General features: G+C 38.3%; 10 protein-coding genes. 7 read left to right on the forward strand and 3 right to left on the reverse strand.

The window, feature by feature from the left end:
- Positions 1-535 precede the first annotated feature (535 nt).
- The gene (locus tag BM176_RS24655) at positions 536-1,306 is read left to right on the forward strand and encodes an Rpn family recombination-promoting nuclease/putative transposase (protein ID WP_255373583.1); all 771 of its coding nucleotides are present in this window, start codon (positions 536-538) and stop codon (positions 1,304-1,306) included.
- 646 nt (positions 1,307-1,952) lie between these two features.
- On the opposite strand, the gene BM176_RS24665 is transcribed toward BM176_RS24655, so the two are convergent.
- From BM176_RS24665 to BM176_RS24675, 3 genes are read right to left on the reverse strand one after another with little or no spacing between them, the layout of a single operon-like run.
- Positions 1,953-3,350, reverse strand: coding sequence for an efflux transporter outer membrane subunit (locus BM176_RS24665; RefSeq protein WP_090107016.1), 1,398 nt, complete (start codon positions 3,348-3,350; stop codon positions 1,953-1,955).
- Positions 3,351-3,374: 24 nt separating this feature from the next.
- The gene (locus BM176_RS24670) at positions 3,375-6,530 is read right to left on the reverse strand and encodes an efflux RND transporter permease subunit (protein ID WP_090107017.1); all 3,156 of its coding nucleotides are present in this window, start codon (positions 6,528-6,530) and stop codon (positions 3,375-3,377) included.
- 41 nt (positions 6,531-6,571) lie between these two features.
- Positions 6,572-7,774 (reverse strand): efflux RND transporter periplasmic adaptor subunit, encoded by a 1,203-nt coding sequence (locus BM176_RS24675; protein WP_218162274.1) that lies wholly within the window; start codon positions 7,772-7,774, stop codon positions 6,572-6,574.
- Between the two features lie 245 nt (positions 7,775-8,019).
- On the opposite strand from BM176_RS24675, the gene BM176_RS24680 reads away from it, so the two are divergent.
- The 6 genes from BM176_RS24680 (at position 8,020) to BM176_RS24705 (ending at position 15,358) form a co-directional block, all read left to right on the forward strand.
- On the forward strand, positions 8,020-8,715 hold the full coding sequence (locus BM176_RS24680) for an SDR family NAD(P)-dependent oxidoreductase (RefSeq protein WP_090107018.1): 696 nt from the start codon (positions 8,020-8,022) through the stop codon (positions 8,713-8,715).
- 14 nt (positions 8,716-8,729) lie between these two features.
- A complete protein-coding gene (locus BM176_RS24685; protein ID WP_090107019.1) occupies positions 8,730-10,004 on the forward strand; it encodes an NAD(P)/FAD-dependent oxidoreductase in 1,275 nt (424 codons plus the stop codon).
- Between the two features lie 149 nt (positions 10,005-10,153).
- Positions 10,154-11,059, forward strand: a complete 906-nt coding sequence (locus tag BM176_RS24690; protein WP_090107020.1) for a helix-turn-helix domain-containing protein — start codon at positions 10,154-10,156, stop codon at positions 11,057-11,059.
- Between the two features lie 93 nt (positions 11,060-11,152).
- Positions 11,153-12,178 (forward strand): sensor histidine kinase, encoded by a 1,026-nt coding sequence (locus BM176_RS24695; protein WP_090107021.1) that lies wholly within the window; start codon positions 11,153-11,155, stop codon positions 12,176-12,178.
- A complete protein-coding gene (locus BM176_RS24700; RefSeq protein ID WP_090107022.1) occupies positions 12,175-12,867 on the forward strand; it encodes a LytR/AlgR family response regulator transcription factor in 693 nt (230 codons plus the stop codon). The genes BM176_RS24695 and BM176_RS24700 overlap by 4 nt, the downstream gene beginning before the upstream one ends.
- Before the next feature lie 187 nt (positions 12,868-13,054).
- On the forward strand, positions 13,055-15,358 hold the full coding sequence (locus BM176_RS24705) for a TonB-dependent receptor (protein WP_090107023.1): 2,304 nt from the start codon (positions 13,055-13,057) through the stop codon (positions 15,356-15,358).
- The last annotated feature ends 5 nt before the right edge of the window (positions 15,359-15,363 follow it).

Here is a 15,363-nt window from a genome sequence, read left to right on the forward strand (position 1 = left end):
ACTTACAGTCCCTATGCATTTTTTTTCTGCATTACCTGGTAGGTCTTACTGAAGAAAATAGTGAAAAATTACAAGATGAAATTCCCGGAAGATTAAAGCCAACGTTAGCCAAATTCGAGCAGCTATCTCCAGCCGACAGGACCCTCATTATATCTGTTATGGACGCTTTCATTGTCAATGCAAAAGTCCAGTCCATCAAAGAATAAAAAAGCCCTTGCCAAACGATTATATTTTAGTAAGAAAACAAGACCTATACTCGTACGATAAAAAAAATTTGTAATTGAATTTATTATTTCCTTAAATTCGTTAAACGAAATCAGAATTAGAAAAACTAATGGAGCAGGCTTGGTGATCAACATCATGGCTGCTTTTTTTTGTTACCCAATCATTTCATATTCTCCCCTGTTAAAAGTTAGGTGCTAATTTGTTAATCATTCATTTATTTTAAATGGAAAAAGATGTTATTGGCCTGAAACAGGCTAACAAATATGATCGGATTGTAAAGGAAAATATGGAATCTGTATTGCCTGTTTTTATGAAGGGGGTATTGAATTTAGATATTTCTGAAAGCAGGGAAATTCCTGATGATCTGCAGTACACAAAGGAAAGGAAGCCAGATGTACTTAAGAGAATAACGGACCGGAATAACCGCACGTTTATCTGCCATATAGAATGGCAGTCTCAGAATGATAAAAATATGGCATATCGCATGGCGGAATATGCTGTGATGTTGTATCGTAAATACCGCATACCAGTAAAGCAATATGTTATTTTCATGGGGCAGGATGCTGTCACTATGAAAACGACTATTAAGCATAAAAATTTAAGATTCTGGTATAAGATAATTCCGCTGAAAGAAATTGATTATAAATTTTTTCTGCAATCAGAAGATCCTGAAGTAAAAGTATTTGCAATTTTAGCTAACTTCGGAAATGATGATACAGAGACGGCTTTAGACAGAATTTTGAATGAGGTCAGTACCGCTTCTGATGGGGATTTAGCAAAAGAGAAGCATAATAATCAGCTGCGTGTCTTAGTTCAATTACGTAATGACAATGTTAAACATAAATTTAAACATATGATATCAACAAGAACATTTTTTAAGGTAAAAGATGATGCTTTTTATCAGATAGGGAAAGAGGAGGGAATAGCGGAAGGGAAAGTAGAAGGGAAAGTAGAAGGGAAAGTAGAAACAGCTATCAGGCTAAAAGAACTTGGATGTGATGTGGAATTAATTTCTAAAGGGTTAAATATTTCTATTGCAGAAGTAGAGCAACTTATAGAGCCATTGCAGATGGGGATTTAGCAGAAAGAAACATATTAATCAACTACGTGTTTTAGTGCAATTATGTAATGATAATGTTAAACTTGAACATATGATATCAACAAGAACATTTTTCAAGGTAAAAGATGATGCTTTCCTGAATTGCTTCAAAGTATAAGTCACCGTTTTTTACACTCCGGTCAAATTTAAAAAAAGATGCATATTGTACCAGGCCAAGCCTGTATATGGTTCCGGTGTTCAACGATATACTACTGGCTGCAGTTACAAGAGGATAAGAGTTGTCAATAATAGCTATATATGGGTCAGGCAGATTTAATGTAGTCACAGTACTTTGTTTTTTACAGGCAACAACAAGTGGTAGCAATAGGTAACAAAAAAAACTTATATTCATAACCGAATTTACACAAAAATTATTAGGCTAAAACACCCAAAATACAGATGCTGCGGTGTAGCCTTCCCTGGCGAAATGGCACAGGCGAACCAGGTGGTTACTGCCTGATTAACTACTTGCGATTTCATCCATGCAGATGCCGTGCATGATCTTTTATCATGCACGGCATCTGCTATTTTTAAAATTAATTTTAGGTATTGCCTATAAAACCCCAGGCAGGGTTAGCGATCTTTTGTTAAAAATCCCTGCTGATGATGCCCGGTCAGCAAACAAAGCTTATTTCCATCCTCCTCCTAAGCTTCTGTATAGTGTTACTAATGATGTGAGTTGTTGCAACCGGTCGTTTATGCTGCTTAACTGTGCAGATAAATAACCTTGCTCAGATGTTAATACATCGGTATAGGTGACATAACCATTTTTAAGCAGTTCGCGGTTGTAATCCACAGATCTGAACCAGGCATCAAGTTGCAGCTTACGGGTTAAGGATTTATCTTCAACTGCCTTGTAGTTGTATAACGCGTCAGAAACTTCGCGACCGGCATCAAGTACGGTTTGTTGAAAGGTTGCAACATTCTCCTCGTATTGAGCTTTGGCAAGTTGCATCCGCTGTTTGTTCAGGCCTTTGTTAAATATAGGCTGTGTTAAACCTCCTACAACATTGCCAAAAATGGTAGCACTTTTAAACAAATCGCCCACGGTTGCTGATTGCCACCCACCCTGGGCAGTAATATTAAGGGTAGGATAAAAGTAAGCGCGGGCTACATTGATCTGCTCAAAATAGTACCTGACGTTATACTCCGCCTGTTGTACATCGGGGCGGTTGCTTAGCAATTGTGCGGGCACACCCGTTTGTAATGTAGTGTCTACCTGTTGCGCCTCAAGTAAGTTTCTTTGAATTGCACCGGGATGTCTTCCTGTCAAAACGCACAGTGCATTTTCAGTTTGGCGAATACTGTTTTGCAGATCGGGTATGGTAACCTCGGCTGCATAACGGTTGGCTTCACTTTGTGCAACTGATGCTTCATTTACACGGTTAGCTATCTTTAATGCTTTATTAGTTTCTACATCTTCTTTACGGTTATCTACAGTTTGCATTGTTATAACCAGTTGTTTATCGTAAGCCAACAGGTTATAATAATTGGTAGCAATGTCGGCAATCAGTTTCGTTTGAACAGACCGTTGGTAGGCATAACTCTGCAGAAGCAGTGCCAGTGAACCTTTTTTGGCACTGCTTAATTTACCCCACAAATCTATTTCCCAACTGGCATTGCCTATTACCGCGTAAACGTTTTCTGGTGTAAAACCCAGGTTTCCACCTTGTGTGGCAGCAACTTTTTGCCTGGTGTATTGCGGCCCCACACTTAACGTTGGAAGGAACGCTGCTTTGGTTTGGCGCAAATTGGCTTCGGCTTGTTTGATGCGGGCAACGGCTATTTTTAAATCGTAGTTATTGGTAATGCCTTCCTGTATCAAAGTCTGCAATTTGTCATCCTTAAACATTTGTTTCCAGGATAAATTTGCGATGGTGGTAGTATCTGTGGTATATCCGGCGCGATACAGACTATCTGTTTCAACAGCAGGGCGTACGTAAGTCTGTCTTAGTTTACATGCGGGCAATATCAGTACAGCGACTGCAATTACAGCAGCTGTATGTGTAAAATATTTTAAGTTCATGTTGCTTAATTTAATTAATGATCATTAATCCAATGCAGGAGTTACCGGATGAACGGTCGTTTCATCAGGCTTCTTTTTTCCGCTGAATTTTTCCTGTAATGTTTGAAAAATGATGTACAGAACAGGGATAATAAATACACCGAATATTGTTCCTGTCAACATCCCACCTACAGCACCGGTGCCGATAGAACGGTTACCGGCAGCACCAACACCAGATGATAACATAAGTGGCATTAAGCCCACAATAAACGCAAGAGACGTCATTAATATAGGACGTAAACGGGCTGTGGCGGCCTCAATTGCAGCATCTACAATTGTCATACCTTTCTCTCGCCTTGCAACTGCATACTCAACTATCAGGATGGCATTTTTAGCGAGTAAGCCAATCAGCATCACTACAGATATTTGCATGTATATGTTGTTATCTATACCCATTATCCTGGCAAAAAGGTAAGTGCCAAACAAGCCCACAGGCAGGGAGAACAGAACAGCAAATGGTATAATGTAACTTTCATAAAGAGCGCTCAGCAAAAAGAATACAAACACGATACAAAGTATATAGATGAATACTGTTTGTCCACCAGAATTTACCTCCTCACGCGATAACCCCGAGTAGTCAAAGCTATAACCGGCAGGCAGAGTTTTAGCCGCGGTTTCTCTCACAGCAGCAAGCGCATCGCCACTGCTAAACCCGGGTTTGGGACTACCAATGACGGATATATTATTATATAAGTTGAACCTTGACAAACTTTGCGGCCCGTTAACAGCCGTAAGGTTCACAAATTCGGATACAGGTGCCATGTTACCGGCAGCATTCCTAACATACACATTATTGAGGCTCTCTGAATTGCTCCGGTATTTAGCATCGGCTTGTACCATAACGCGGTATTGTTTACCAAACTGGTTAAAGTTAGATGCATATATACCACCGTAATACCCCTGCATAGTTGCCATCAGATCACTGGTTAAAATGCCAGCCTCTTTTGTTTTGGCTACGTTTATATTCATTAAATATTGAGGGTAGTTGGGGTTAAACCCTGTAGCACCGTATAAAATTTCGGGGCGTTGGTTTATTGCACCCAGGAAGCCACCGGCTACTTTACTGAAGTTTTCTATACTACCACCTGTTTTATCCTGTAATTCAATGGAAAAACCGCTGGAATTACCAAAGCCTGGTACAGTTGGGGGGGCAAAGAAGATGATTTTTGCATCTTTTATTCCGGCTGTCATTCCAAATAGCTGACCAATTACATCATCTACTTTTATACCCTTTCTTTCATCCCACGGTTTTAGCTTAAATACAAGCAACCCAAAATTGCTACCTGTACCATTGATAATGCTTTGCCCGGTTATTTTTGCCCGGTTAGCAACAACTGGTATTTGCTTCGCCATATTGTCTACCATATTGGCAACCTGCATCGTTTTTTCAAGAGAGGTACCCGGAGGTAAGCTGATATCAGCGAAAATAGTACCCTGATCTTCATTGGGCACAAAACCACCTGGCGATGTTTTCATAAAGAAAACCAGTAATGCGGTAAATAAAACTACTGCAGATGGAATGATCCATTTTTTGCGGCTTAAGAAGCCTATTGACTTTTGGTATTTACCCTTTAAGGCATCAAAGCCGGTATTAAAAGCAGTATAAAACCTTTGTAACAGGTTTTTCCTGGTTCCATCATGTTCTTCATGCGGTTTCAAAAACAAGGCACACAATGCAGGACTTAATGTTAAGGCATTGATAGCCGAAATAATAATTGCCGAAGCTAACGTTAAACCAAACTGTTTAAAAAACACGCCAGAGCTACCGCTGATAAACGAAACCGGAACAAACACAGCAGCCATTACCAATGTGATAGCTACAATAGTTCCGCCCAATTCAGACATTGCATCAACAGATGCATTATATGCTGATTTATACCCTTCATCAAGCTTGGCATGTACCGCCTCCACTACTACTATCGCATCATCTACCACAATACCAATTGCCAGCACCAATGCAAAAAGAGTAAGCAGGTTAATTGTGAAGCCAAACAGACTGAGACAGGCAAACGTACCGATGATGGACACCAATACTGATATACCTGGTATCAGGGTTGAGCGAAAATCCTGAAGAAAGAGAAAAACGACAATGAAAACCAAAATATAGGCTTCTATTAAAGTATGCACCACTTTTTCTATGGATGCACTTAAAAAGTCATTCGCGTTCAATAAGGACACATAACTTACACCTTTGGGAAAAGATGTGGAAGCTTTATCAAGTGTAGCAATGGCTTCCTTAATAATGGCCTGGGCATTGGAACCGGCGGTTTGGCTTATAGCTATAACGGTTGCGGGCTGGTCGTCTGTATTCATAGTGGATGAATAAGTGAGCGAACCCATTTCCAGCCTGGCAATATCCTTTAAGCGTAATAACTGGCCGTTAGTTTTGGAACGCATAATAATGTTGCCAAACTGCGTGGTATCTATCAACCGGCCGGTATATTTAATGGTGTACTGAAAAACCTGGTTACTGTTTTCTCCAAATTTACCTGGTGCAGCATCAAAATTTTGTTCTGCAAGCGCGTCGTTTACATCTGCAGGAGTTATGCCATAGGTCGCCATTACATCCGGCTTCAGCCAAACACGCATTGAATAATCTTTTGTGCCAAATGAAACTACGCTGCCTACGCCGTTTATACGTTTAATTTCCGGTATAAGATTTATGTTGGCATAATTGCTTAAAAATGTCTGGTCGTACGATGGATTATCACTTTTAAGCGCAAAGATGAGCAGGTTACTACTTTGCTGCTTCTCTACAGTTACACCTGCTTTGGTTACCTCAGCAGGAAGTAAATTAGTAGCCCTTTGAACCCTGTTCTGCACATTTACGGCATTTATATCAGAGTTTGTACCCAGTTTAAAGTACACGGTTATGGTAGCATCACCATCATTGGTGGCGGTAGATGTCATGTAGGTCATTCCCTCTACACCATTTATCTGCTCTTCCAATGGTATAATAACGTTTCTTTGAATTACATCTGCGCCGGCACCGGTATAAGTAGCTGATACCTTAACAGTAGGTGGGGCGATTTCGGGGTATTGGGTAACTGGTAGCCCTAAATAAGCTAATACCCCCAGTATTACTATAATTACCGATATTACAGTAGATAAAACCGGTCTTTTTATGAATATTTTAAGCATAATATTTAAAAGTTTTGTGTGAAACTTAACAGTAAATTGGTCTACTTATGTTTGCCCGCATCAGCGTATAAGCTGTCGGCATTAGAAGGCAGCGGTTTAATAGCCATACCCGGCTTTAAATTACCTACACCTTCTACTACAAGCTTATCACCTTTTTTCAGACCGCTTTCCACCACATATAGATTTCCTATAGGGTTTGCAGATACGCTTACACTGGTATTTACAGTACTATCTTTATCGCTTAGTGTATAAACAAACTTTTGGCCCTGCATATCATAAGTGGCATTTTGAGGAATCAGCAAAGCATTCTCCATTTGAACGGGTATTTTAATTGTGGCGCTACTTCCGCTGCGTATTAAGCCAACCTTGTTTGGGAAATTAGCTCTGAAACTTACTGATCCTGTTTCTGTACTGATCAGACCACTGGCTGTAACTATTCTTCCTTTTTCCGGATACTCAGTGCCATCTGCAAGTATTAATGATACATCGTCCATTGTGGCCAGTTTTTCTTTAAGCGTTGCGCCTTTTACCCTTCTTGAAAATTCAAGCAGTTGTTTTTCATTTAAAGAAAAGTATACGTAAATATTATTTGTGTTGTAAACTGTGGTAAGTGGGTTTGCAGATGTGCTGCTTACCAAACTGCCAACCTTATAGGGTATGGTCCCTATAACACCGTTGGACGGGCTTGTTAAATAGGTATAACCTACATTTACTTTAGCGTTAACCAGATCGGCTTGTGCCGATGCCAGGGAGGCTTTTTTAGAATTTAAGGTATACTGCTTTGATTTTAACTCATAATCGCTGATGATCTTTCTTTCTACCAGGGGTCTAACCTTTTCTACGTCCATTTCTGCAGTCTGAACGTCGGCTTCTGCTATTTTAACAGCTGCAACAGCGGTTCTTACAGCGGCTTCGTATTGTGGGTTCCGTAATTCAAATAATGGCTCACCTTTATGTACAGTGGCGCCTTCATCTACAAATATGTTTTGGATAAAGCCATCAACTTTAGGGCGTATTTCAACATTCTGTTCACCTTGTACAGTAGCAGGATAACTGTAAAACATGGTAGCTGGTCCTGAGTATACTTCTGCAGATTGATAAGGTGCAGGCCCGGTTGGGCCTCCTTGTCCAGCTGCGCCCTGGCCGCCTGCTGCGGGTTTTCCTCCGCATGAAGTTAACACTACCAACGCTGTTGACAATTGAAAGAGTAATAGTACTGTGTTCGTTGTTATTGACATTTTCATACTTGTGTGCATTAATTGATGAGATTATTTAGCGTGTATTCTTTGAATTGATGGCACAAAGTTGAGGATCGGACAATCGAAAAAAAATGTCCGTAAGGAGTGAAAGTATGTGTATATGTCGCATTAACATTTTGCTTGCATTTCAATGAGCCATTTAGACATATTGTTACTACTTTCAGACATGGATACATCCCTTTTTAATACCAATATTTGTATTGTTTTTACAAGCAGTTAATCTTTATAACATGTCATTAAAAAATAAAGTCGCGATTTTAGCGGGGAGTACAGGTGCAATAGCTATAAGCATTGCAAAAATGCTGTTGAAAGAAAATGCAATTGTTATAGTACTCGCGCAAAGCGCAAAAGATCTGTTATGGATCAAACAAATTGAAGCAGTTACCGGCAGCGGTTCAATCATCACCATGCTGGCCGATTATCCTGATTTTTATAAGGCGGAACAAATGACAGACGATATCATTGAACGTTTTGGGAAAATAGATTTAAGTATTGCCTGTTTTGAAAATTCTACACTCACTAAACCTCTTAACCAGGTGGAAATTACAGATTGGGAGCGCACTATTGAACAAAATATAACAGCTTTTTTTGTGGCTGCCAGGTTATCCTTTATTGGTATAAAAAAATCCCGGCAAGGTATGTTCATCAGTATCGATTTCACTGATCATACTTTAAAAACAGAGCAGGCCAAACTTACCCGATTATCGCTAGGCATGCAAAAGGAAATGGCAAAAATGTTTTTCGAAGAAATAAAGGATACGAATATGGAATACTATCATTTGTATGTAGATCCTAAGGAGAAAAAAAGCAAGGTTCAAAATAATTATGTCCATCCGGATGAGCTGGGAGCACTAATACTGGATCTATACGATGGCAATACAAAAGGTAAAGACGCGCTGTTTCAATGGATGCACAATGATCATTAATCAATAATTAAATTATGGAGCACAAGCAAAAGAAGGTAGTAATTGTAGGTGGTGGCTTTGCAGGGTTAAACCTGGCTAAAAATCTACAAAAAAAACCGGGTTATCATATTACATTGATTGATAGAAATAATTATAATTTTTTTCAGCCGCTGTTATACCAGGTGGCAACGGGCTTTTTAGAGGCTTCCAGTATAAGCTATCCATACCGGAAATTGTTGCAGGGTAAAAAGAACATTAACTTCTATTTAGGGCGGATGGTTGAAATTTTGCCAACAGAGAATAAGGTATTGCTGGATGTAGGGGAGATGGAATATGACTACCTGGTTTTAGCTACCGGTACTAAAAGCAATTATTTAAATCTGAAAAACATCGAGGCAAATGCGTTACCCATGAAAACATTAGATGACGCTATCAATATGCGTAATTATTTGCTTCAGCAAATTGAAACAGCCACCAGGGTACCAGATATTGCCGAAAAGAAAAAGTTAACTACTATTGTTATTGTAGGTGGCGGGCCAACAGGGATAGAAATAGCCGGTATGCTTGCCGAAATGACAAAAGGTATTTTGCCCAAAGATTATCCTGAATTGATTGATCATGCTGGAGGTATCTATTTAGTAGATAGTCATGATTCCTTATTATCTGCAATGAGTGAGACTTCACAAGCCTATACTTATAATAAATTACAGGATATGGGGGTAAATATCAAGCTTGGCGCACGCGTAACAGATTATGTAGATGATTCGTTAATGTTATCTACGGGTGAAATTATACCTGCTAAAATTTTAATATGGGCAGCAGGTGTTATAGGAGAGGTATTTCCGGGTATTCCTCAAAGTACATATGGAAATGGGAACCGTTTAAGGGTGGATGCTCACAATACTGTAAGTGGATTTTCTAACATTTTTGCTATTGGTGATATTGCTCTGCTAACCAGCGACCCAAACTATAGCAAAGGCCATCCGCAGGTAGCACAGGTTGCTATGCAGCAGGGTAAAAACCTTGCCCATAATTTAATGGCTATAAATAGTAATAACCCCCTTAAACCATTTACTTATTTTGATAAAGGATCGATGGCTATTATTGGCAGTAAAATGGCGGTGGCAGATATGCCAAAACAAAAAATGCATTTTAATGGATTTATTGCCTGGGTGGTGTGGCTGTTTATACATTTAACCTATTTAGCCAATCATCGTAACCGTGTTAAAACTTTTTATAACTGGATGCTGGCTTATTTTACAAAAGACCAGGTATTACGTATGATCATCAGACCATCTTCAAGAACGTAGGTTGTCGTTATCGCTTTATTGGTGCTCAACTTATTGAAATATACTTAAATGTCTGTTAAGTTTCATAAATAGGGATTGAGAAGAATACAGAATCTGGCTTAATTTAATTAAATTGATCTTTCATTCGTGTCAATTGTCATGTTAAGTTTATGAAAGCCAATCCCCCTTCCATTCATAATTATACGATAAGTGATGTCAGTGCTGATGCTGGCCGAAAGGATACTGCTAAAGATTTTCTCATTTTCAGGAGTGATGAATTAATACCTAAAGAGGAGATATTAGGACGGCCTTTACGTTCAGATCATTTTTCAATTGCGCTGATAATTGAGGGGGAAGTGGAAATACAAATTAACCTGGTTAATTACCATATAAAAAAGAACGGCCTTATAATTATCCCTTCCAATGTGATACACCAGTTTCAAAATCATAATGATGAATCCATTGTGGTAGTGGTTATCTTTTCACATAAATTTATTGGACAGGCCCGGTTTGGCGAAAAACATTTACCTTCCTTTGGTTTCTTCTCCCCGCAAAATAATCCTTATTTAATGTTGCAGAAAGAAGAAACTGAGGCATTACAGGGAATTATAAAAATGTTAAGTAAAATGGAGGAGCCGTCATATGAGCATCCATTTAAGACGGAAATAATACATCATGGCTTTAATATTTTTATGTTTGAAGTAGCTGCTTTATTTAAAAAGTACCGACCGGATGAACAGGTAAAAATAACCAGGAAAGAAGAGATATTAACATCATTTGTAAAGTTACTTTTTCAGCACTTCAGGGAAGAACGTGGGGTGCAATTCTATGCAGATGCACTCTGTATAACACCTAAGCACCTCACTAAAATGGTGAAAGAAATCACTAATAAAACCTGTGGTGAAATGATTGATGAAATTGTGATTATGGAGGCGAAAATAATGCTGGATGATCTCGGACTGTCAGTTGCCACTGTTGCGGAACAACTACAGTTTAGTGATCAGTTTTTCTTCAGTAAGTTTTTCAAGAAACATACAGGTATAACTCCAAGTAAGTATAAAAGTGCAATAAAATAAAACTCATACTTCTACAAATAACCGTCCTTCTTCTCATATTTTTTGAGGAGAAAGAAACATACCTTTGCTTTGGGTATTATTTTCAATGTAATTATGAGAATTAGACGTTTCACCATTGCCACACATACCTTAGTTTGGGTAATGTTGCTGGTCATTCCTTACGTTTCAACCGATCAGGTTTTCAATGCGTTAGACCCTTCTTCTGACAATAAGTATCTATTGCTTTGTCTTGCATTAAGTGCAGTATTGATAATAATTTTTTACTTCAATTACTTTTTTCTTATACCTAAATATCTGCTTGCAGAGAAATACTGGTTTTATTTTTCTTCACTATTGCTGGCGATAATACTGGTATTTTTACTTTCCGGCGTTATATTTTTTTGGTCCGATTTCAACCCGGAAATATTACCCCAAACAAATCCTTCTATTGAAAAAGTTTTTCCTGTTATTATAGTGAATGCTCTTTTATTGTGGCTCTTATCAATTGTGTCATCTATTTTGTGGACGGTTTACAACAAATTAAAGCAAACTGAGAACGAGAAGCTTTCGGCGCAAATTGCTTCACTCAAGTCACAAATCAACCCCCACTTTCTGTTTAATACTTTAAACAACATTTATGCTACAGCTATTGATACCTCGCCCCAAACAGCAGATATGGTTGACAAGCTTTCAGAGATGATGCGCTACACCATGAAAGATACACAGCTGGATTTTGTTTTGCTGGAAGATGAAATAGCTTACATCAGCAATTTTATTGAATTGCAAAAAATGCGATTGGACAGAAGTGTGAAACTCGAATATCAGCATTTGGAAAATATCCCCGCTTTACGAATTGCTCCGATGCTGCTTATTCCTTTTATTGAAAATGCATTTAAACATGGCGTAAACTCAGAACAAAAAAGCCACATCAGAATCGAAATTACAATGAATAAAACAGAATTTCAGTTAAGTGTGGTGAATAATAAAGTGACTGTTCAGCGGGATATTTCTGAAAAAAGCGGATTGGGAATTGAGAATACAAAACATCGCCTTAATTTAATTTACCCATCAAAACATTTGCTGGTAATTAATGATACTGAAAAAGATTTTTTTGTTTCTTTGCATATCAACTTACAATGATAAACGCTATTGCCATAGATGATGAACCATTAGCACTTACAGTGATTCAATCCTTGTGCGATAAAAGTGGGAGTATAAATTTGCAAAAAACTTTTACCCAACCAAGCGAAGCATTAAAGTATTTACGCAAATTCCCTGTCGACTTAATTTTTTGCGATATACAAATGCCTTCCATGACAGGAATTAATTTAGTAAAGTCTTTGCCGCAAAAAACAATGGTGATTTTTACTACCGCTTTCAGTGAATACGCGGCCGTTAGTTACGAACTAAACGCCATTGACTATCTGCTTAAACCCATCAATCAGAAACGCTTTACGCAATCCATTACTAAGGCTCAGGAATATTTTGACTATATCAATAAAAAAGACCAAAGTACGGATAGAAATATTTTTATTCGTGCCGATTTTAGTTTGGTAAAAATTCCTTTAGCTGATATTCTATACATTGAAGGATTGGCTGATTATCTCAAAATTTTTATTAAAGACCGTAAAACTATTGTAGCCCGGATACCTATGAAAGACATGATGGAGAAACTACCTTCGACTGATTTCATTCGTGTGCATCGAAGTTTCATTTTGCCATTCAGCAAAATAGAGGCTGTGAGAGGGACTACTATTTTTATCGGCGACCAGGAGTTTCCTATTGGAAGAACTTACACCGATGAGTTTTTTAACCGCTATTCTTCTTAATAATCTTCTCTTTTGGTGATGTTCCGATAACTACCGGGAGATTCATATACATTCTTCGCTTAATTCTTTCCCTTCTTCTCATAATTTTTTATAAAGCGTTTTTTGATTTCATATTTGTATCGTTAATCATAAAAATGATTCACGAATGCAAATATGAAATCAAAAACCATTATTCTAATTCACAACTATGCATAAGAAAACACTAATAATAAACTTCGTTCTTTTATTTAGTACAACGCTATTGCTGGCACAATCAAAATTCACTGTAAGCGGAACAGTGAAACAAAAATCATCGGGAGAAACTCTTATAGGAGCAAGCGTAGCGGTAGTAGAAAAAATCAATGTTGGTGTAGTCACTAATGAGTATGGTTTTTATTCCCTTTCGCTTCCCAAAGGCAAGTACACATTGCGTATTTCATATATTGGATACAAGCAGGAATTGATTCCGGTTTCACTGGAATCAAATGTTACGGTAAGCATCAACCTGGCTAACGAAACCAGTATGCAGGAAGTAGTAATAAGCACAAAAAAAGACAATGATAATCTTACCAAAGCTACCATGGGCACTGAGGTGCTGAATATGCAAATGGCTGCAAAACTACCGGTAGTATTTGGTGAGAAAGATTTGGTAAAAACCATTCAGCTGATGCCAGGTGTAAAATCTAACGGTGAAGGAAGCAATGGCTTTTCTGTAAGAGGTGGCGCTACTGATCAAAACCTGATATTGCTGGATGAGGCACCTGTATATAACGCATCGCACATGTTAGGTATTTTCAGCACCTTCAATAGCGATGCCATCAAAGATGCTACTATTATTAAAGGTAATAGTCCGGCACAGTTTGGTGGCCGTCTTTCATCGGTACTGGATGTGAAAATGAAGGAAGGTAATAACAAGAACTACAAGGTAAGTGGCGGACTGGGATTGATCAGCAGCAGGTTGACAGTAGAAGGCCCTATTCAAAAGGAAAAATCATCGTTTATTATTTCGGGCAGAAGGACTTATGCAGATATTTTCGCAAGACTTTCATCAGATCTGAAAGACATTAAATTGTATTTCTATGACCTGAATGTAAAGGCAAACCTGGCAATCAATGATAAGAATAAAATATTTTTCTCCGGCTATTTTGGCAAAGATGTACTGTCTGTATCTTCAATTTTCGGAAGTAAATGGGGCAATGCTACAGGTACATTAAGATGGAACAGTGTATTGAGCAGCAAACTGTTTTCCAATACTTCATTCATTTACAGTAATTATGATTTCAATGTTGGTTTCAAAAGCGGTGGTAGTGAAACAAATTTTAATTCCCATATCAAAGATCTGAACCTGAAGCAGGATTTTACTCTTTATGCAAATGCTAATAATACGGTACGCTTTGGCTTTAATGTGATACACCATACCATTACTCCCACAAAAGCAGTAGGAACAGATATTGTAAGTAATAAAGAAAGTCGTAAGGGATTAGAAAATGCGGTATATGTAAGCAATTCCTGGAAAGCATCTGACAAAATTAATCTCGACTATGGAATTCGGTTTTCGTTTTACAATGTTTTAGGTGGCGATGCATATAATATTTACAAGGATAATCAACTCATTCATACCATACATTTAGAAAAAGGAAAAATCGGCGAGACTTATTCCAATTGGGAACCACGATTATCTGTGAACTACAGGGTGAGCAATAACGCTAGTATAAAAATTGGTTATGCCCGTAACACTCAAAATCTGCACCTGATGAGCAATTCTACAGGCGGCAGCCCTACCGACCAATGGATTGGAAACAGTTACAACATAAAGCCCGAGGTAGCCGACCAGGTGAGTGCCGGGTTTAGTAAAAATTTAAACGACAATGCATTTGAATTGAATACAGAAGCGTATTATAAAACTATGCAGCACCAAATTGATTACAGAGATGGTGCTGATATAAATACGGTACCGGATATAGAAAGCGAATTGCTTTTCGGCAAAGGCCGATCTTATGGGTTGGAAATTTTATTGAAAAAGAAAAAAGGAACCCTTACGGGATGGGTTGGTTACACCATTTCTAAAACTGAAAGGAAAATAAACGGCATTAATAACGGACAATGGTATAATGCGAAGCAGGACCGTACTCATGACTTATCAATAGTAGGCATTTATACGCTTTCCTCAAAATGGACATTGTCCGGTACATTTATATACACCACAGGAAATGCTGTATCATTCCCTACGGGAAAATATGTTTTGAATGATATGGTGATATACCAATATGCCAACCGAAATGCCGATAGGATGCCCGCCACCCACAGATTAGATGTTAGTGCTACTTACGATAGACCTTCCAAAGGGAAATTACATAGCTCCTGGAGTTTTGGGCTTTACAACGTATATGGCCGTCGCAATCCATACAGCATAACTTTTAAAGAAAACAAGTCTGATCCGAAAAAAATAGACGCTGTACAAACGTCACTGTTTCAATGGGTACCCAGTGTGAGTTATAATTTCAATTTCTAAAAAAG

It is taken from the genome of Chitinophaga sp. CF118, assembly GCF_900112615.1.
Taxonomy (GTDB): Bacteria; Bacteroidota; Bacteroidia; order Chitinophagales; family Chitinophagaceae; genus Chitinophaga.

Bases quoted from the DNA above. Each gene is read 5' to 3' on its own strand.
- BM176_RS24665 (WP_090107016.1), bottom strand. From the start codon at position 3,350: ATGAACTTAAAATATTTTACACATACAGCTGCTGTAATTGCAGTCGCT.
- BM176_RS24685 (WP_090107019.1), top strand. From the start codon at position 8,730: ATGGAGCACAAGCAAAAGAAGGTAGTAATTGTAGGTGGTGGCTTTGCA.
- BM176_RS24690 (WP_090107020.1), top strand. From the start codon at position 10,154: ATGAAAGCCAATCCCCCTTCCATTCATAATTATACGATAAGTGATGTC.
- BM176_RS24680 (WP_090107018.1), top strand. From the start codon at position 8,020: ATGTCATTAAAAAATAAAGTCGCGATTTTAGCGGGGAGTACAGGTGCA.
- BM176_RS24705 (WP_090107023.1), top strand. From the start codon at position 13,055: ATGCATAAGAAAACACTAATAATAAACTTCGTTCTTTTATTTAGTACA.
- BM176_RS24700 (WP_090107022.1), top strand. From the start codon at position 12,175: ATGATAAACGCTATTGCCATAGATGATGAACCATTAGCACTTACAGTG.
- BM176_RS24655 (WP_255373583.1), top strand. From the start codon at position 536: ATGAAGGGGGTATTGAATTTAGATATTTCTGAAAGCAGGGAAATTCCT.
- BM176_RS24695 (WP_090107021.1), top strand. From the start codon at position 11,153: ATGAGAATTAGACGTTTCACCATTGCCACACATACCTTAGTTTGGGTA.
- BM176_RS24670 (WP_090107017.1), bottom strand. From the start codon at position 6,530: ATGCTTAAAATATTCATAAAAAGACCGGTTTTATCTACTGTAATATCG.
- BM176_RS24675 (WP_218162274.1), bottom strand. From the start codon at position 7,774: ATGAAAATGTCAATAACAACGAACACAGTACTATTACTCTTTCAATTG.